Annotated in this window: 14 protein-coding genes; 11 read left to right on the top strand and 3 right to left on the bottom strand. The window is 71.0% G+C overall.

Annotated features, from left to right (window positions below; genetic code table 11):
• Positions 1-3,456 (bottom strand): hybrid sensor histidine kinase/response regulator, encoded by a 3,456-nt coding sequence (locus EJ913_RS23480; RefSeq protein ID WP_127002464.1) that lies wholly within the window; start codon positions 3,454-3,456, stop codon positions 1-3.
• Between the two features lie 373 nt (positions 3,457-3,829).
• On the opposite strand from EJ913_RS23480, the gene EJ913_RS23475 reads away from it, so the two are divergent.
• Positions 3,830-4,234: a DUF1636 domain-containing protein gene (locus EJ913_RS23475; protein WP_127002462.1), complete on the top strand. Its 405-nt coding sequence runs from the start codon at positions 3,830-3,832 to the stop codon at positions 4,232-4,234.
• Between the two features lie 94 nt (positions 4,235-4,328).
• Positions 4,329-4,592 carry a hypothetical protein gene (locus EJ913_RS23470; protein WP_185909906.1) on the top strand — a complete coding sequence of 88 codons (264 nt, stop codon included), beginning with the start codon at positions 4,329-4,331 and terminating at the stop codon, positions 4,590-4,592.
• Positions 4,593-4,631: 39 nt separating this feature from the next.
• On the opposite strand, the gene EJ913_RS23460 is transcribed toward EJ913_RS23470, so the two are convergent.
• Both EJ913_RS23460 and EJ913_RS31830 read right to left on the bottom strand, forming a co-directional pair.
• Positions 4,632-5,675 carry a methyl-accepting chemotaxis protein gene (locus EJ913_RS23460; protein WP_127002460.1) on the bottom strand — a complete coding sequence of 348 codons (1,044 nt, stop codon included), beginning with the start codon at positions 5,673-5,675 and terminating at the stop codon, positions 4,632-4,634.
• Between the two features lie 48 nt (positions 5,676-5,723).
• Positions 5,724-5,891: a hypothetical protein gene (locus tag EJ913_RS31830; RefSeq protein ID WP_185909905.1), complete on the bottom strand. Its 168-nt coding sequence runs from the start codon at positions 5,889-5,891 to the stop codon at positions 5,724-5,726.
• A 307-nt stretch (positions 5,892-6,198) separates the two neighbouring features.
• Between EJ913_RS31830 and EJ913_RS23455 the strand changes: the two genes are divergently transcribed.
• The 9 genes from EJ913_RS23455 to EJ913_RS23415 all read left to right on the top strand — a co-directional run bounded on the left by EJ913_RS23455 (position 6,199) and on the right by EJ913_RS23415 (position 18,150).
• A complete protein-coding gene (locus EJ913_RS23455) occupies positions 6,199-6,759 on the top strand; it encodes a chemotaxis protein CheW (RefSeq protein ID WP_238521915.1) in 561 nt (186 codons plus the stop codon).
• Positions 6,756-8,123: a CheR family methyltransferase gene (locus EJ913_RS23450; protein ID WP_244939471.1), complete on the top strand. Its 1,368-nt coding sequence runs from the start codon at positions 6,756-6,758 to the stop codon at positions 8,121-8,123. Before EJ913_RS23455 ends, EJ913_RS23450 begins: the two co-directional genes overlap by 4 nt.
• Positions 8,123-8,725, top strand: a complete 603-nt coding sequence (locus EJ913_RS23445) for a chemotaxis protein CheW (RefSeq protein WP_127002454.1) — start codon at positions 8,123-8,125, stop codon at positions 8,723-8,725. Before EJ913_RS23450 ends, EJ913_RS23445 begins: the two co-directional genes overlap by 1 nt.
• 14 nt (positions 8,726-8,739) lie before the next feature.
• The gene (locus EJ913_RS23440; protein ID WP_127002452.1) at positions 8,740-10,428 is read left to right on the top strand and encodes a methyl-accepting chemotaxis protein; all 1,689 of its coding nucleotides are present in this window, start codon (positions 8,740-8,742) and stop codon (positions 10,426-10,428) included.
• A 220-nt stretch (positions 10,429-10,648) separates the two neighbouring features.
• Positions 10,649-12,928, top strand: coding sequence for a hybrid sensor histidine kinase/response regulator (locus EJ913_RS23435; protein WP_127002450.1), 2,280 nt, complete (start codon positions 10,649-10,651; stop codon positions 12,926-12,928).
• Positions 12,925-14,019, top strand: coding sequence for a chemotaxis-specific protein-glutamate methyltransferase CheB (gene cheB, locus EJ913_RS23430; protein ID WP_127002448.1), 1,095 nt, complete (start codon positions 12,925-12,927; stop codon positions 14,017-14,019). The genes EJ913_RS23435 and cheB overlap by 4 nt, the downstream gene beginning before the upstream one ends.
• Positions 14,016-14,783, top strand: a complete 768-nt coding sequence (locus EJ913_RS23425; protein WP_127002446.1) for a response regulator transcription factor — start codon at positions 14,016-14,018, stop codon at positions 14,781-14,783. Before cheB ends, EJ913_RS23425 begins: the two co-directional genes overlap by 4 nt.
• Before the next feature lie 152 nt (positions 14,784-14,935).
• Entirely contained in the window at positions 14,936-16,516 is a 1,581-nt protein-coding gene (locus EJ913_RS23420; RefSeq protein WP_244939470.1) for an ATP-binding response regulator, read from the top strand.
• A gap of 62 nt (positions 16,517-16,578) precedes the next feature.
• Positions 16,579-18,150: a DUF1800 domain-containing protein gene (locus tag EJ913_RS23415; protein WP_244939469.1), complete on the top strand. Its 1,572-nt coding sequence runs from the start codon at positions 16,579-16,581 to the stop codon at positions 18,148-18,150.
• Positions 18,151-18,168: the final 18 nt, after the last annotated feature.

The raw sequence follows: 18,168 nt of genomic DNA, 5'->3' as shown, positions 1-18,168 counted from the left end.
TCAGATCCCATCGCTCGGGGTTCCATCGCCTGGGAGCGTGGCGCTCGCGACCCCGTCCAGCGCCCTCATGTAGCCTTTCAGGTCGAAGGCGCGCAGCAGGGCGCGCAGCCGCTCGACGAAGGGGAGGGCGTCCGCGTCCTCCGCCTCGATCTCGCGCAGCTTGGCTTCGATCCCCCGAATGTAACCGATCCGGCCCAGTTGGCGCAGGTCGTCGATGTGCCGCAGCGCCGATTTCGGCGGGGCGGGCTCCAGGGACGCGGCCGGCGGCGGGGGAGGGGCGGGCGGAACCGTGGCCGGAGCAATCGAGGGCTCGGGGGAGGGCGCTGGCGGCGGGTCGGCGGCGTGGATCCATTCCAGCCCGGTCAGCGCCTGGATGCGGTCGAGCAGGGCGTGGATCTCGATGGGCTTGGCGACGAAGGCGTCGTGCGGCGCCCGGCCGTCGCCCGGCCCCTGCGCCTCGTAGGCGTTGGCCGAGACCATCAGGATGCGGATGCGGTCCTCGAACATCCGGCGCAGCGATTCGGCCACGTCCCAACCGCTCTCGCCCGGCATGGAGATGTCCAGCATCGCGAGGTCCGGCTTGCACTGCGCCGCCAGCGCCAGGCAGCTCGCCGCGTCCGACGCGGTGAACAGGACGAAGCCCAGCGGGCGCAGGATGTCGGTCATCAGCGCCAGATGGTCGCGGTCGTCGTCGGCCATCAGCACGGTGATCGGCGGCCCGGCGTAGCCGCTGACGGCGCGCCGCTCGGCCGGTTCGCCCGGCTTGTGCATCGCCTCGGACAGCAGCAGCCGCACGGTGAAGGCGCTGCCCTGGCCCAGCACGCTGCGCACCGCGATGTCGCCGCCCATGATGCGGGTGAGCAGCCGGGTGATGGTCAGCCCCAGCCCGGTGCCGGCCACCGCCCGCACGGCGCTGCCGTGCCCGCGCTCGAAGGGTTCGAACACGCGGTCGATGTCCTCCGGGCGGATGCCGATGCCGGTGTCGGCGATCTCCAGCTCGGCGGTCTGGCTGCGGTAGCGCACCGTCAGGGTGACGTGGCCGGTCTCGGTGTACTTCACCGCGTTGGACAGCAGGTTGATCAGGATCTGGCGCAGAATCTTGCTGTCGGTGTGGACGTAGACCGGCAGATGCGGCACGCGGGCGTAGCGGAACTCCAGCCCCTTGGCGGCGGCCTGGATGCGGAACATGTCGGCGAGCTGGTCGAGGAACTCGATGAGCTGGATCTTGTCGCGGCTGAGGCGGCGCAAGCCGGATTCGATCTTCGAGATGTCGAGCAGCCCGTCGATCAGGTTCGACAGATGCTCGGCGCTGCGGCGGATGACGCGGACGGCGTCCTGCGGGCGCTCGGTGGCGTTGCGCTCCATCAGCTGGGCGTAGCCGGAGATCGCGTTCAGCGGCGCGCGGATCTCGTGGCTGACGCCGATGATGTAGCGGCTCTTGGCGGCGTTGGCGGCCTCGGCGACCTCCTTGGCCTTTTGCAGGGCGGCGTCGGTGCGCTCGTGGGCGGCGATCTCGTCCATCAGCATGGCGGTCTGGCGGCCGGTCTCCTCCTCCGCCTTGCGGCGGCTCTCATGGGCCAGCACCAGCAGCCAGGCGGCGACGCCCGACACGATGAACAGGCAGACGAAGACGGCGAACAGCGCCGTGTGGATGGCCGCGCGCTGGGCCTCCTCGGCGTTGGCGTACTGGAAGTCGATGACCAGCAGCACGCCGCCCAGCACCAGGGTGAACAGGGTCATCACGCCGACGAAATGACCGGTGCGGGTGTGGACCCCGGCGCCCATCCGGCCGGGCAGGATCCCTTGCAGGAAGCGCGCGATCTGGTCGGCGAAGCGGCTGTCCTTCTTGCACAAATCGTGGCAGCGCGCTTCCAGCGTGCAGCACAGCGAGCAGATCGGCGCGTCGTAGGCCGGGCAATGGGCCATGTCGGGGCGCTCGAACAGATTCTCGCAGATGCAGCAGCGGATCTCGGCCTTGCCCTCCGGCAGCCCGGCGGGGGAGCGGGCGAGGTAGTAGCGACCTTGAGTCCTCCAGGCGATCAGCGGGGCGGCGGTGACGGCGACCGCCAGCCCGAGGAAGGGGGCCAGCGCCTGGGCCACCGGTCCCAGCAGCCCGAAGAAGGCGGTGGTGGAGCACAGCACCGACAGCCCCATGGCGCCGACGCCGACCGGGTTGATGTCGTAGAGATGGGCGCGCTTGAACTCGATGTGGGGCGGGCTGAATCCCAGCCGCTTGTTGATGGCGAGGTCGGCGGCGACCGCCCCCAGCCAGCCGACCGCGACGTTGGCGTAGAGGCCGAGGATGCTCTCGATGACGCCGAGGATGCCGATCTCCATCAGCAGCAGCGCCAGCAGCACGTTGAACACCAGCCAGACGACGCGGCCGGGGTGGCTGCGGGTCAGGCGCGAGAAGAAGTTCGACCACGCGATGGAGCCCGCGTAGGCGTTGGTCACGTTGATCTTGAGCTGGCAGACGACCACGAAGATCCCGGTCAGCGCCAGGGCGAGGCCGGGCGACCCGAACAGGTCGAGGAAGGCCAGATGGTACATCCGCGTCGGCTGCGCCGCCTCTTCGGCCGACAGCCCGTGCCTCATCGCCAGGAAGGCGAGCAGCGAGCCGGCCACCAGCTTCAGGCTGCCGATCAGCACCCAGCCGGGGCCGCCGGCCAGCATCGCGGTCCACCAGCGCGCCCGGCCGATCTTCGCCTGGGGCGGCAGGAAGCGCAGGTAGTCGACCTGCTCGCCGATCTGCGGCAGCAGCGACAGCAGCACCGAGGCCGCCATGCCGAAGGGCAGCAGCGCCAGCCCGCCGTCCGGCGCGCCCATGCTGCCGGGAATCGCCATCCACTCCGCCAGCGTCGCGCGGTCGAGCAGCGCCACCGTGGCCAGCGGCAGGCATTGGAGGAGGATCCAGACCGGCTGGGTCGCCACCTGCAACCGGCTGATGACGCGGATGCCGTAGACCGCGATGGGGATCACCGCCAGCGAGCTGATGACGTGGGCGACCGAGGCCGGGATTCCCAGCACCAGCTGCAGCCCGGCCGACATGATGCTGGCCTCGATGGCGAACAGGATGAAGGTGAAGGAGGCGTAGACCAGCGAGGTGATGGTCGAGCCCAGATAGCCGAAGCCAGCGCCGCGCGCCAGCAGGTCGATGTCCACCCCGGCCCGGGCCGCGTGGTGGGTGATCGGCAGCCCGACCAGGATGTTGAGGATTCCGACCGCCAGGATCGCCGCCATGGCGTTGGCGAAGCCGTAGGTCAGCGTCACCGCCGCGCCGATGGCCTCGCAGGCGAGGAAGGAGATGGCGCCCAGCGCCGTGTTGGCGACCCGCGCCGCCGTCCAGTGGCGCGCCCGCTCGGCGGTGTAGCGGAGCGCGTAGTCCTCCAGCGTCTGGTCGGCGGCGAGCTGGTTGTACTGCCGGCGTTCGCGAACGATTCTCTGCCTTGCGCTCATGCCCGCCCGTCGGCCCGTCCGTTCTGTTGGTCGCCGGGGCGCATCGTCGGGAGTTTGCGCGCCGTTGGCAAGCCGAACCATTCATGGATTGGGCTGTGGGGGCAGGGCCGTTGAGGGTTGGGAACGGTGCAAAGAGCGTTCGGCTTTTGGAAGAGCCCTTCTCCCCTTGCGGGAGAAGGGTTGGGATGAGGGGTATTCCGCCGCAGGCGGAAAGTTTGCGTCCCCTCACCCCAACCCCTCTCCCGCAAGGGGAGAGGGGCTCTTCCATTTGCTCTGCCAGGGGCCGGGTTGACAGCGGCGGGGGCGGGCCGTTAGCACTGGGCGGCCCGAGGCGCCACGGCGGTGCCGCGACTCCCGTTCCGGAAGCGGTTCCATGCCCGTCGAGCTTATCGTCTGCGAAACCTGCCGCCTGCCCGACGACCCGCCCGAGGCGCTGCCGCGCGCCGGCGCGGTGCTGGTCGAGCGGATGGAGCGCGCGCTGGCCGGGGATTCGGAACTGGCCGCCCGGGTGCGGCTCCGCCCCATGCGCTGCCTGATGAGCTGCCGCCGCGCCTGCGCCGTCGCCGTGCGCTCCGCCGGGCGGATGAGCTACGTGCTGGGCGACCTGCCCCCCGACGACGCGTCGGTGGAAACCCTGACGGCCTATCTGCGGGCCTACGCCGCCACCACCGACGGAATCGTTCCGTTCAAGCAATGGCCCCAGGGCGTCAAAGGTCGTTTCGTCTCCCGCATGCCTCCGCTGGAGGCAGCGGAGGATGAGACCGGGACCAAGACCTAGGGCCTATGCCGCACCGCCAAAAAGTTCCGTTTGACAGGCGGGTGCCGCCCCGGATTATTGTTGGTCGCACGAACCAATAAGCGGAGCTCGCCCCATGAACGTCGAACGGGATGTCCTGGCCTTCGCGACGTCGCTGCTCCAGACCATGCGCGAGACCGAGCGCGCACAGGGCTGGGAGTCCGGTGAGCTGCTGCGCACCACGCTGCGCCTGCTGGTGGTGGCCGGCGCCGACGCCCATGGCTGGGACGCCGACGAGCTGACGGACGAGGTCCGCGACCTGATCGAGGCCGTCGGCCGCCGCGACGCCGGCGCGCGCGCCGGCCTGTTCGACGGCCACGCCATGACCGTCCGGCACTGAGGACGCGTCAGGGTTTCCGGCCCTCAGGGTTTCTGGCCTTCAGGGTTTCTGGACAATGGCCCCGTACCAGCCCAACCCCTTGTAGGTCTCGTAGCCCGGCGTCAGCGCGTAGCCCGTCAGCCGGCCCTGCGCGTCGGTGTAGTGGCCCATGGTCCCGGCCCCCTTCTTCAGGGCCAAGCTTTCCGTCAGGATGCCGCGCCCGTCCGACGAGGCGATGACCCGGTGGCGGGCGTCGAGCAGCAGGCAGCGGGTGCGCTCGCGCTCGCTCTCCTCCAGCCGCACGCCCTGGACCACGGCGGCCGCCTGCGGCTCCCAGTCGAAGAAGATGCCGAGCACGCCGACCGGTGCGCCGTTGGCCTCGCCGCCCTGGCGGATCGCCGTGGCGTAGGTCGCCACCACGCGGTCGTCCAGCTTGTTGTTGCGGGCCACGTCGCCCACCGTGAACTCCCCGCCGTCCCGCGTCGCCATCGCCTGACGGAACCAAGGCTCGTCGGCGACGCTGGCGCCGACGGCGTAACGGTAGCGGTCGGGACGCCCGTTGGCGATGATCTTGCCGCCGGCGTCGGCGATCCACAGGTCGAGGTAGACGGTGTAGGATTCCAGGATCACGCCCAGACGGCGGGAGGCGTAACGGCGGGCCTCCTCGGTGGGGGAGACGGCGCAATCGACCACCGCGCTGTCGGTCGCCCACCAGCGCACGTCGCAGGACCGCTCGTAAAGGTTCCGGTCGATGATCTCGATCATGTTGAGGGACAGGTCGGCCAGCCGCTTGCCGTGCATCTCCTGCACCATGGCGCTGCCGGTGGTGGTCAGGTGGTCGACACGGGCGACGATCTCCGACCGCAGCTCCTTGGTGATGCCGTTCACCTGGGTCGAGATCTCCGAGACCTCGTTCGCCACCACGGCGAAGCCGCGCCCGTCGTCGCCCGCGCGGGCCGCCTCGATCAGCGCGTTCATCGCCAGCATCTTCATGCGGCGGGTGATGTCCTCGATCCGGGTGACTTTCTGGGAAGCCACCTCGAGAACGCCGCGCGACAGGTCGAACAGGTTGTTGCCCGGGTTGCTTGTGCTTGGCTTGCTCATGGGTGTGTCCCCCGTCCGAGATGCGAGAAAACCGTCCGTCCTGCGTCCTCAGCCTTGCGTCGGTCGTCCCCACTCCGCCTCGCGGCGAAACAGGCGGCGGGTGTCCTCGCGCAGGCATTCCCAGGACAGGCCCTGCCAGCGCGGGGATTGCCGGCTGTAGCGGGCGAACAGCAACCGCGCCGCGCTGTCCGCCACCGTTGCGTCCTCGATCGTCATCGCGGCCTCCCAAAGAGACGTCAGGGTGTCGATGCTGCGACGCAACAACTGTGATGCCGATTTTCTTTCCAAATAGTTACCGAAAATTGGCGCGAAAAAGTTACCCCGCTTTTCCGTTCGATTGCGCGCTTGCGGCGACATGAAGCAATTTGCATAAAATGCATTCTATTGTTCGTTTTGGAGCTTGACCTTGACGGCAGCGGTGCGGGCGACGGCATAGGACTTATGGCGCAAACCTTTGGCGTAGTTCGCATCCTGGTCGCGATGGGGCATGTTCCCGGCCGGATCCCAACACACCGACGGACGGATGTCGCCACTCGCCACGCTCTCCGCCTCTGCGCCCCTGGTGTCGCGCTGCGTTGTCTTCTCGGTCGCCGGCCGTGCGCTGGCGTTGCCGATGGACTCCGTGCGCCGGTTCCTGCCCCTGCCCAAGCTCGACCGGCTGCCGACCGCCCCGCCGCCGGTGGAGGGCGTGTTCCGCTACCACGGCGAGATCGTTCCGGTCCTGCGGCTGTCGGCGCTTCTCGACCTCGACGGCGGGGAGGGGGCCGGGCTCTACGCGCCGCTGATGCTGGTGACGTGGCAGGGGCGCCCGCTGGCGCTGCTGGCGGACCGCATCCACGGCGATGTGGCCGTGCCGGTGGACGCCATGCTGCCGGCCGAGGCGGCGTTGTCCTTCAACGGTTGCGCCATCGCGGGCTTCGCCGATCCGGCCGCCGGACCCGGCGGAACCGTCGCCCTGCTCGACCCCGGCCGGCTGCTGAGCGCGGCGGAGGGGCGGCTGCTCGACGCCTTCCGCGACGCGGAGGAGCGGCGCCTCAACCAATGGTCCGTGGACGCGGTTCCGCCGGAGGACAGCGCCCCGTGACCCCCATCGAGACGATCCAGCGCGATCCCGCCTTTCCCCGGCTGAAGGCGATGGTGATCGCGGCCACCGGGCTCGCCTATTACGCCGACAAGGACGCCGCCTTCGCCGAGCGCATCAACCGCCGCCTGCCCTTCGGGCGGGTGACGACGGCCGGCGGCTACCTCGCGGCGCTGGAGGCCGAGGGGCCGGGTGGCGCCGAGTACCAGGGGCTGATCAACGAGCTGACGGTCGGCGAGACCTTCTTCTTCCGCTACATCGAGCAGTTCGACGCGCTGCGGGCGGTGGCGATCCCCGAATGCCTGCGGCGCAACCAGAAGACCCGCCTGCTGCGGATCTGGAGCGCCGGCTGCTCCATCGGGCCGGAAGCCTACACGCTGGAAATCCTGCTCAAGCAGCACTTCGCCGAGCAGCTCGACGGCTGGCAGGTCCACATCGTCGGCACCGACATCAACGACGCCTTCCTCGAACAGGCGCGGCGCGGGGTGTACGGCGACTGGGCGGTGCGCGGCCTGTCGCCGGAAACGCTCGACGCCTGCTTCGACCGGCGCGACCGGATGTGGTCGGTGAAGCCGAAATACCGGCAATGGACGAGCTTCATGCCGTTCAACCTGGTGGAAGGGGCGATTCCCTCCTACCCGCACGGGATCGGGCTGTTCGACATCATCCTGTGCCGCAACGTCATGATCTATTTCGACGAGATGACGCGGCACCGGCTGATCGGCGACCTGCACAAGGCGCTGTCCGACGGCGGCTGGCTGGTGGTCGGCCACGCCGAGGCCGGCCAGCAGTTGAACGAGCTGTTCACGCCGGTCTCGGTGCCGGGTGCGACGCTGTACCGCAAGCAGGCGGAACTGACGCCGCAGCCGGCACCGCCGCCGGTCCGCGCGTGGCTGCCGCCGGTCGATCCCCCCCGTGCGGCAGCCCCGGTCCCGGCCAAGCCCGCCCCGCGCCCAGCCGCCGTCCCGGCCGCCGCGCCGCCGCCGGTGCCGCCGAAAGCGGTCGTGCCGGCGACCGAGCAGTCCTCGCCGCTGGAGGTCTGCCTCGCCCGCATCGAGGCCAACCGGCTCGACCCCACCGCCCATTACCAGCTCGGCCTGCTGGAGGAGGAACTGGGCGTCGGCGATCCGGTGGCGGCGTTCAAGCGGGCGCTCTACCTGGACTCCGGCTTCGTTCTGGCTGACTATCATCTGGCGCTGGCCTATTGGCGGCGCGGCCGGCTGGGGCCGGCGCAGCGCCATTTCCGCAACGCCCGCGACGCCATGGCCGGACGGCCCGACGACGAGCCGGTCGCCCAGGGCGGCGGCCTGACCGTGCGGGAGCTGTGCGGCATGCTGGATCTGTGGCTGTCGGGTGAGGAGGCGTGATGGGGGACCGCATCGCGAAGCCGCGCGTGGACGTCGACTGGGACGTGGTGCGCGACCGGGTGGCGCGGCAGAGCACCGCGATGGACGAGGCCTTTTCCGGACGCGGCCCCTGGGCCGACGCCATCCTGCACCGCCGCGCCGAGGAGCTGGCGGAGCGCCCGGACACGGCGGGCCAGGCCCGCCCGCTGGTGCCCCTGCTGCTGGCGCGCGGGGCGGCGACGCTCTACGGGCTGGAGCTGCGCCATCTGACCCACATCGTGCCGTTGCCGCGCCTGGCCCGCGTGCCGGGGGTCTCGCCGGCCATGCTGGGCGTCATCGCGGTGGGCGGCAAGGTGATGCGGCTGTTCGACGTCGACCGGCTGTGCGGCGCGGCCTCGCTGCCCCTGCCGCAGGAGGGCGAGGACGGCGGCTACGCCGTCATCCTGCGCACCGGCGCCGGGCGTCCGGCCGCCCTGCGGGTGGGGAGTGTGGAACGGGCGGCCGACATCGACCCGCCCCGCCAGGAGGCCCCGCCGGAAGCCGGGGCCTTCATCAAGACCATCACCGGGGACCGCACGGCGATCCTCGACATGACGGCGCTTCTCGACTTCGTGAAGGCCTAGGGCCGGAGAGTGGAATGAACTTGAAAGTCGCGCACAAGCTGGTCCTGGGCTTCGGCTTGATCTGTGTGCTGTCGGCCATGCTGGCGCTGTTCCAGATGGCCCGCTTCTCCGACGCGCTGGGCGTCATCATGGCGGTGTCGAGCTACGACACCGACGCCGCCGAGCAGGTGACCACCATCGGCACCCTCCAGGCCGAGCTGCGCAGCATCCGCGAGACGGCGCTGAACGCCGTCGCCATCGCCAACGCCGAGGGGCGGGCCGCCGACATCCCGGCGCTGATGGTGCCGCAGCGCCAGCGCTACGAGGAGATCGGCGCCCGGCTGCGCGACACGCTGGGCAAGCTGAAGGCGATGGTGGCCGAGCGCTCCACCATTTCCTCCATCGACAGCCGCCGCCGCCGCTGGGTCGAGCTGGACAGCGCCGCCAACGAGATGGGGCGCGCCATCGCCATGGTCGGCGACGAGGCGCGCCTCATCTACGGCCTGCTGGAACGCAACCAGGTGACCGAGGCGCTCCAGCACCGCGCGCGGGTGGAGGAGCTGCGCAAGAACATGGAGGCCCGGATCGAGCAGTCGCAGGCGGTCATCGACCGGCTGACCGAGGCCGGTCGCGAGGAGATCCGCAGCATCTACAACGCGGCCGTCCAGGCGTCGGTCATCGCGCTGGTGTCGGTGTTCCTGATCGCGGTGCTGGTCGCCTACCTGATCGGCGGCTCGATCACCAAGCGGCTCGGCAAGGCGATCGACTTCGTCACCAAGGTCGGGCATGGCGACCTGACCAATTCGGTGACCATCGCCGGGCGCGACGAGCTGGCCATCCTCGGCGAGCATCTGAACGAGATGGCCGGGCGGCTGAAGTCGATGGCCGGCACCACCCGCCAGACCGCCGAGAGCGTCCACGCCGCCACCGCCCAGATCCGCGCCTCGACCCAGCAGCAGTCGGCCAGCGTGTCGGAGCAGCTGGCGGCGGTGGAGCAGACCACGGCGACCCTGTCGGAGATCACGGAATCCGGCGCGCAGATCAACCGCCGCGCCCAGGACGTGGCGCATGGCGCGCAGTCGGTGGCGGTCTCCAGCCATTCGGGGCTGAAGGCGGTCGACGACACCATCCAGGCGATGGACGCCATCCGCGAGCAGGCGGAGGCGGTGGCCGAGAACATCGTCATGCTGTCCGAGCGCACCCAGGCCATCGGCGAGATCATCGTGACGGTGAACGACATCGCCGAGCGCTGCCACCTGCTGGCGCTGAACGCCGCCATCGAGGCGGCGGCGGCCGGCGAGCACGGCCGGACCTTCTCCATCGTGGCCGGCGAGATCAAGAGCCTCGCCGACCAGTCGAAGGAGGCGACCGCCCAGGTCCGCTCCAACCTCAGCGAGATCCAGCACGGCATCAACGCCTCGGTGATGCTGACGGAGGAGGCGGTCAAGCGCGTCGCCGCTGGCAAGCGCCAGACCGACAGCACCCAGTCGACCATCCGCACGATGGCGGAGAACATCCAGGAGAGCGTGCTGGCCTTCCAGCAGATCGTCGCCGGCACCAACCAGCAGCAGATCGGCCTGGAGCAGGTGATCCAGGCGCTGCAGAACATCCGCGAGGCGAGCAGCCAGACGGCGGCCGGCACCCGGCAGCTCGAAGGCGCGGCGGCCAACCTGAACAACCTCGGCCAGGGGCTGGTCGAGGCCGTGCGGAACTACCGGGTGTGACGGGGATGGACGGATTGGACCGGCTTCCCGAGAGAGCCCTTCTCCCCTTGCGGGGCGAATTCCGGAGGACGCCAGAGGCGTTCGATGGATTCGCGGGTTGGGATGAGGGGTGTTCGCCGGAGTCGGAAAAGACGAGATTTGCGACCCCTCACCCCAACCCCTCTCCCGCAAGGGGAGAGGGGCTACAGGCTGCGTGCTTACCGCCTGTGATGGACTGCTGATGGACATCCGCCAACGCCTGCTGGCCGCCTTCGAGCTGGAGCACAAGGATCACCTGACGGCGATCCGCGCCGCCCTGCGCGACGTCGAGGCGACCGGCGCGCCACCCGATCTCGTCGAGATCCACCGTCGTGCCCACAGCCTGAAGGGCGCCGCCCGCGCCGTCGACCTGCCGGAGGTGGAAAGCCTCTCGCACCGGCTGGAGGCAGCCTTCATCGCCGTGCAGCGCGGCGAGGCGGTGCTCGACGCCGCCACCATGTCGGTGGTGCGGCGGGCGCTCGACGCCATCGAGGACGTGGTCGCGTGGTCGGCGCAGGGCGGGGCGGAGATCGAACTCGCCGGGGTGACGACCGACCTCGAACGCATCGCCGGGGAGCGCGTCGCCATCGCCGCCCCCCCGCCGCCGCCCCGCCGCGCCGTCCGCGAGCCGGAGCGCGCGCCCGAACGTCTCCCGGAACGTCCGCCAGGACGCCCCCCGGAGCGTGTCCCGGAACGCGGCGTGCCGGAACGCGCGCAGGAGCGCGCGGGCGACCTCGATTCGCCCACCCTCGTCCGCATCGCGGCGCAGGGGCTGGAGCGCCTGTCCGACACCGCCTCGGCCCTGCTGCCGGAGATCGAGGCGCAGGCGGGCCTGGGCGAGGAGCTGCGCCTGATGCGCCAGGAATGGCGGGCGCTGGAGCGCTCGTGGCGCCATCTGCGCGCCCAGTTGAGCCAGGCCGCCGTGCTGACCGGCGACCAGGGCGACGCGCGCGGTCCCGGTCCGGCGGCGGCGTTCGAGCAGCGCTTCCGCATCCTGGGCGGCGCGCTCGACCGGGCGCACCGCAGCCACGACCGGCTGCTGTGGTCGATGCGGCGCTGGGGCGGTGGCTTCCAGGAGGACATGCGGCGGCTGCGCATGCTGCCGGCGGAGAATCAGCTCGGCGGTCTGGGGCGCATGATCCGCGACATCAGCCGCAGCGAGGGCAAGGAGGTCGAGGTCGACATCCGGGGGATGGAGGTCGAGGCCGACCGCGCCGTCCTGCAACGGCTGAAGGACCCCATCCTGCACATCGCCCGCAACGCCATCAGCCACGGCATCGAATCGCCGGCCGAGCGGATGGCGCTGGGCAAGCGCCCGGCCGCCCGCGTCCTGATCGCGGCGTCGGTCGACGGCGCCCGGCTGCGCCTGCGCATCGAGGACGACGGGCGCGGGCTGAACCGCGCCGCCATCGCCCGCCGGGCGGTCGAGCGCGACCTGCTGCCGCCCGAGGAGGCGGCCGACGCGCCGCTGGAACGGCTGGTCGAGTTCCTGTTCCACCCCGGCTTCTCCACCGCCACCCGCACCACCGAGCTGGCCGGGCGCGGCATGGGCCTCGCCATCGCGCGGTCGGAGGTGGAGCGGCTGCAGGGCAACCTCGCCATCGCCGAGCGGCCGGGCGGCGGCACCGCCGTCACCATCGAGGTGCCGCTGAGCCTGCTGAGCCAGCGTCTGGTCTTCGTCGGGGTGCAGGACCAGATCCTGGCGCTGCCGTCGGCCGACGTGGTCCGGCTGCGCCGCACCCTGTCGGACACGCTGTTCGCCGGGGTCGGCACCCCGATGATCCGGCTGGAGGAGGAGGACGTCCCCGTCACCTCGCTGGCGGCGCTGCTGGGGCTGGAGGCGCCGGTCCTGCCCTCGGCGGCCAAGCGGCTGTCGCTGCTGGTGGTGCGCTCGGCCGACCGCCGGCTGGCGCTGGCGGTGGACCGCTTCGTCACGACGCGCGAGGCGGTGGTGACGGCGGCGGAGGAGACCGGGCTCGACCCGGCGCGCTACCTCGGCACCGTGCTGCTCGACGACGGCGGCCCCTGCCTGGTGCTGAACGTGCCGGGCCTGATGCCGCTGCCGGGCAGCGCGCTGCCCGCCGCCGCCCGGCCGCCCGAGGAGGCGGCCCCGGCCCGCGCCCACATTCTCGTGGTGGACGACAGCATCACCACGCGCACGCTGGAAAAGAGCATCCTCGAAGCCCATGGTTATCGGGTGACGCTGTGCGTGGACGGGCGCGAGGCCCTGGATCGCCTGTCCGGGGGAATGGAGGTCGGCCTGATCATCAGCGACGTCGAAATGCCGCGCATGGATGGATTCGCCCTGTTGCAGGCGGTCAAGGCGGACAAGCGGCTGGCGGAGACACCCGTCATCCTGGTCACCTCGCGCTCCAGCGACGAGGACCGCGAGCGCGGCCTGCGGCTGGGCGCCGACGCCTACATCGTCAAGACCCGTTTCGACCAGAACGAGCTTCTGGCCGGCATCCGGCGGCTGCTGTGACCGCGCCGCGCCGCATCCGCGTGCTGGTGGTCGAGGATTCGCCGGTCATCCAGCAGCTCCTCGCCCACCTCATCGGCGCCGACCCGCGCCTGGAGGTGGCCGGGGTCGCCTCGTCGGGCGAGCAGGCCTTGCGCATGATCGAGCGCGCGGCGCCCGACGTGGTGTCGCTCGACATCCGGCTGCCGGGCATCGACGGCTTCGAGGTGACCAGCCGCATCATGCGCCAGCACCCGGTTCCCATCGTGGTGGTGGCGTCCGACGTGCGCGACCTCGACATTCCCATGCGCGCGCTCCAGGCCGGGGCGCTGGCGGTGGTGGAGAAGCCGGGCAGCGTCGCGCGGGCCGATTACCAGACGGTCGCGCACCACCTCTGCACCCAGCTCGTCATCATGAGCCAGGTCAAGGTCATCCGCCACCGCACCACCGCCCGGGCCGCCCTCCGGCCGGGCCGGGGCGAGGGCGCCGAGGCCGTCGCGGCGGGCGCGCCCGATCCGGCCCTGGAGGGGCGGCGGCGGCGGTTCCGCGCGCTGGGGCTGGTGGCCTCCACTGGCGGCCCGGCGGCGCTGTCCAAGCTGCTGAAGGAGCTTCCCACCGATTTCCCGCTGCCGGTCTTCCTGGTCCAGCACATGGGCGCGCCGTTCATGGCGGGCTTCGCGTCCTGGCTTGGCACGGTCAGCCCGCTGCCGGTGCTGCTGGCCGAGCACGGCGCCATCCCGCGCCCCGGCCATGTCTACGTCGCCCCCGGCAACCAGCACCTGACGCTCGTGAACGGCGTCGTCCACCTGACCGGCGACGGGCTGGTCTGCGGCCAGCGCCCGTCCGGCGAGGAGCTGTTCCGCTCGATGGCCGTCGCCTACGGCTCCGCCGCCATCGGCGTGCTGCTGACCGGCATGGGGGAGGACGGCGCGCGCGGGCTGGTGGACATGCGCCGGGCCGGCGCCTACACCATCGCCGAGCACGCCTCGACCGCCGTCATCCACAGCATGCCCGGCACGGCGGTGAAACTCGGCGGCGCCGTCGAGGAACTGCCGCTCGATCAGGTGGCCCCCCGCCTGCTGCAATTGACCTCCGACGATAAGATGATGTCATGAACGGACTTCGCACCCTCGTTGTCATGGCCTCGCAGACCCAGGGGCTGCTGCTGAAGCTGCTGCTGGAGGAGCGCGGGTTCGAGACCGCCAGCGTCGAGGGCCTGGCCCCGGCCCTGGCCGAGATGGAGCGGCAGCCGCCGGATCTGCTGATCATGGAGGCCGAGACGGTGGGCGCCGCCGGTCTGGCCGAACTGCACGCGCGCGGCCCCGCCGCGATCATCGTGCTGGGGCGCGGGGAGGGGCAGCGCGACCTGTCCGACCCGCAGGCGGTGGTGGAGGAGGCGGTCGGCTTCCTGGAGCGGCGAAACGCCGCACCGACCACCGCCGACATCTTCCGCCGCGCGCGCATCCTGATCGTGGACGACAGCGCCACCTACCGCGAGTTCCTGCGCTCCGAGCTGGAGCTGGAGGGCAGCCAGGTCACCGCCGCCCGCAACGCCGACGAGGCGGTCGCCGCCCTGTCGGGCGGGGGGCTGGACTGCGTGATCCTCGACCTCGTCATGCCGGGGACCAGCGGCACCCAGCTGTGCCAGCGCTTCGACCGCTTCCGCCGCCGGCGCGGGCTGTTCTTCCAGATCGTCATCCTGACCAGCCAGGACGACGAGGAGCAGCTCGCCATCAGCCTGAACGCCGGGGCCGACGATTTCGTCGGCAAGGCGCAGACGATGGACGTGCTGAAAGTGCGCCTGATGGCCCTGCTGCGGCGGAAATACTTCGTCGAGGATCATCTTCTGCGACTTCCGAAACCCGCACCTTCCGCATAGGAGGAGATAGCCCCAACGTGCGATTTCGCGCGTGATCAGGACTTATTATTATCCGTCGACTTTTGGAATGTTCCGAAGACGGATAAGGTCCCATCATGGCGGTCTGTTTGCAGCCATATCCCGAGACACTGATCTCAAGAGATTGTGACGCGATGCTCCGTTCTTCGGAAACACCCATCCCCACGACCGACCAGCGTTATCGGGATTGCCTCGACAACGCCCGGCGGCTGTGCGCGTCGAGTCCGATCCCCTCCTTGCTGATCGTCGGGGCGCCGGACATGGCGGCGTTGCGTTGCAACGAGGCGCTGGCCTCGCTGTTGGGAAAGCCGCGCGCGGCGGCGCGGGACGAAACCGGTCCGGCCCTGTTTCCGGGCGGCTGGGCCGGGCTGGCGCAGGCGCTGCGTCCCCTCTACGACAACGGGGAGGGACGGCCCGCGTTCGCCACCCTGCGGCTCGCCCCGATGGCGGCCATGAGCCTGCGCGCGGTGCCGCTGACGGTGGACGGCGCGGTGATCGGGGCGCTGGCGACGGCGACGCTGGACGACGCCATCGAACAGAGGACCGCGACCATGCGGGCCGAGGTGGAGCGCGCCACGGCGGCGCGCTCGCGCTTCCTGGCCTCGGCCAGCCACGACCTGCGCCAGCCCTTCCAGGCGATGCGCCTGTTCCTCGACGCGCTGAACACGCAGGTGGAGGGCAACGCGCGGGCGATGCGCACGACCGGCATGCTGGGCAACGCCATGACGGCGGGCGAGCGGCTGCTGAACGCGCTGCTCGACATCTCGACGCTGGACGCCGGCACGGTCGAGGCCGACGTCCAGACGGTGGCGCTCGACGCGCTGCTGAACTCGCTGGCCGAGGAGTTCCGCCCGCAGGCGGAGGAGAAGGGCCTGCGGCTGCGCGTCCGCGTTCCCAAGGCGACGACCCGCAGCGACCCGGTCCTGCTGGGCCGCATCGTGCGGAACCTGCTGGCCAACGCCATCCGCTACACCCAGCAGGGCGGCATCCTGTTGAGCGCCCGCCAGCGCAACGGGCGCTGGCGGATCGAGGTGTGGGACACCGGCTTCGGCATCCCGCCCGACAAGCAGGACGTGATCTTCGACGAGTTCCACCAGCTGACCAACCCCAGCCGCGATCCGACGCGGGGCCTCGGCCTCGGGCTGGCCATCGTCCGCCGGCTGTCGGTGCTGCTGCACGCGCCGGTCGAGGTGCAGTCGCGGGCCGGGCGCGGCTCGGTCTTCGCCGTGACGGTGGAGCGGGTGGAACCGGAGTCGGTGGTCGCCGATTCCGAGTCGCCCGGTTTCTCCGGCGCGGAGGCCGACGAGATCCCGCTGGACGGCATGAAGCTGCTGGTGGTGGACGACGACAGCATGGTGCTGTCCGGCCTGCTGCTGACGCTGGAATCCTGGGGCTGCGACTTCGTGTCGGCCGCCGACATGCGCGAGGTCTTCGTCGCGGTCGACGGGCTGGACGGGCCGCCGGACGTGATCCTGACCGACCTGCGGCTTCCGGGCAAGGTGTCGGGCTTCGACGTGATCGACCGGGTGCGCAAGCTGTTCCGGACGACGATCCCGGCGGTGGTGCTGACCGGCGAGACGGCGCCCGACGCCCTGCTGGAGGGCCAGCGGCGCGGCTGCGCCTTCCTGCACAAGCCGCTGCATCCGGGCGAGCTGCGGCGGGTCCTGGAAGAGCTGCGCCACACCATCCGCAGCCGGGATGACTCCAAAAAGTAACAGCGTTTTTCTCCGGCCGGCGCATCATGGGGGGCTTGGCCGCCTTGCCCATGGATGCCGTCATGAGGGATGCCGCGTTTCCCGCCCTTGCCCTGAACCGCTTGGCCTTCGGCCCCCGGCCGGGTGACGCCGAGGCGCTGCGGCGCGACGGGTTCGAGCGCTGGCTCGACGAGCAACTGTCTCCCCACGACGACCATGACGACGACGGCGCGCGGGCCGCGCTGGACGCCTGCCGCCTGCGCATCAAATACGACGCGGGCGAGTCCTGGGCGGCGGTGGAGGAGACGCGGCCGCTCGCCAGCCTGGGCAAGCCGATCGACGCGCTGTGGCCGCTGTCCGACGGCAAGCGCCCCTTCGCCGGGCCGGAACGGCAGTTTCCCCGGCTGGAGGTGACCGCCGCGACCCTGATCCGCGCGGTCCACAGCCGGTGGCAGCTGCGCGCGGTGATGGCCGATTTCTGGCACAACCACTTCAACGTCTTCGCCGGGGAACAGGCGGTGTCGGCTTCGCTTCCGGCCTATGACCGCGACGTGATCCGCCGCCACGCGCTGGGCAATTTCCGGGAGTTCTTGGAGGCGGTGGGGCAAAGCGCCGCCATGCTGGTCTACCTGAACAACCGCTCGTCGCGCGCCGGCAGCGCCAACGAGAACTACGCCCGCGAGCTGTTCGAACTCCACACGCTGGGCCGCGACGCCTATCTGAACGCGCTCTACAACAAATGGCGCGAGGTGCCGGGCGCGACGGCGGGGCGGCCGTCCGGCTACATCGACCAGGACGTCTACGAGGCCGCCCGCGCCTTCACCGGCTGGACGGTGGAGGACGGTGCCGGGCTGGGCGGCGAGCAGCGGCTTCCGGCGACCGGACGCTTCGCCTATGTGGAGGGCTGGCACGACCAGTACCAGAAGCGGGTGCTGGCCGAGGAGTTCGACCCCTTCCAGGCGCCGCTGGCGGACGGGCGGCGGGTGCTCGATCTGGCCGCCGACCACCCGGCGACGGCGCTGCATCTGTGCCGCAAGCTGTGCGTGCGGCTGCTGGCCGACGACCCGCCCGAGCGCCTCGTCCGCGCGGTGGCGGCGGTGTGGACCGAGAACCGCCGCAAGCCCGACCAGATCGCCCGCGTCGTCCGCTTTATCGCGCTCTCGCCGGAGTTCGCGGAAATCCGCGCGGCCAAGGTGAAGCGGCCGCTGGAGCTGGTGGCGTCCTTCGCGCGCGCCGCCGCCATCGACCTGACCGCCACCAACGGTTTGATCGGCGAGCTGGACGGCAGCGGCCAGAAGCTGTTCGGCTGCCCGGCCCCGACCGGCCATCCCGACCGGATGGAGGCGTGGCTCGGCGCCGCCGCCATGCGCCGCCGCTGGTCGCTGATCCTGGGGCTGGCGGAGAACCGCTGGGGAAGCGGCGCGCTGGACAACGCCGTCCTCTTTTCCGGCCCGGTCACCGCGCGGGAGGCGGTGGAGGGCTGGCAGCGCGCCCTGCACGGCGCCGAACCGGAGGAGGGGACGAGCCGGGCGATCCTCGCCGGGATGGCGCTCGACCCGGCGGCGCGGCTGGTGCCGGGCAGCCGGGACGGCGACGCCAAGCTGCGCCGCATCGCCGCCTACGCCGCGATGGCGCCGCGCTTCAACGAGCGCTGAGACCTGTTGAGTGGAAGG

It is taken from the genome of Azospirillum doebereinerae (assembly GCF_003989665.1).
Classification (GTDB): Bacteria; Pseudomonadota; Alphaproteobacteria; order Azospirillales; family Azospirillaceae; genus Azospirillum; species Azospirillum doebereinerae.
Note: the sequence above shows the minus strand (reverse complement) of the source record. Positions and strands in the feature narration are given on the sequence as shown.

Bases quoted from the DNA above. Each gene is read 5' to 3' on its own strand.
- EJ913_RS23440 (WP_127002452.1), top strand. From the start codon at position 8,740: ATGAACTTGAAAGTCGCGCACAAGCTGGTCCTGGGCTTCGGCTTGATC.
- EJ913_RS23455 (WP_238521915.1), top strand. From the start codon at position 6,199: ATGTCGCCACTCGCCACGCTCTCCGCCTCTGCGCCCCTGGTGTCGCGC.
- EJ913_RS23435 (WP_127002450.1), top strand. From the start codon at position 10,649: ATGGACATCCGCCAACGCCTGCTGGCCGCCTTCGAGCTGGAGCACAAG.
- EJ913_RS31830 (WP_185909905.1), bottom strand. From the start codon at position 5,891: ATGACGATCGAGGACGCAACGGTGGCGGACAGCGCGGCGCGGTTGCTG.
- EJ913_RS23475 (WP_127002462.1), top strand. From the start codon at position 3,830: ATGCCCGTCGAGCTTATCGTCTGCGAAACCTGCCGCCTGCCCGACGAC.
- EJ913_RS23425 (WP_127002446.1), top strand. From the start codon at position 14,016: ATGAACGGACTTCGCACCCTCGTTGTCATGGCCTCGCAGACCCAGGGG.
- EJ913_RS23460 (WP_127002460.1), bottom strand. From the start codon at position 5,675: ATGAGCAAGCCAAGCACAAGCAACCCGGGCAACAACCTGTTCGACCTG.
- EJ913_RS23415 (WP_244939469.1), top strand. From the start codon at position 16,579: ATGAGGGATGCCGCGTTTCCCGCCCTTGCCCTGAACCGCTTGGCCTTC.
- EJ913_RS23445 (WP_127002454.1), top strand. From the start codon at position 8,123: ATGGGGGACCGCATCGCGAAGCCGCGCGTGGACGTCGACTGGGACGTG.
- EJ913_RS23480 (WP_127002464.1), bottom strand. From the start codon at position 3,456: ATGAGCGCAAGGCAGAGAATCGTTCGCGAACGCCGGCAGTACAACCAG.
- EJ913_RS23420 (WP_244939470.1), top strand. From the start codon at position 14,936: ATGCTCCGTTCTTCGGAAACACCCATCCCCACGACCGACCAGCGTTAT.
- EJ913_RS23470 (WP_185909906.1), top strand. From the start codon at position 4,329: ATGAACGTCGAACGGGATGTCCTGGCCTTCGCGACGTCGCTGCTCCAG.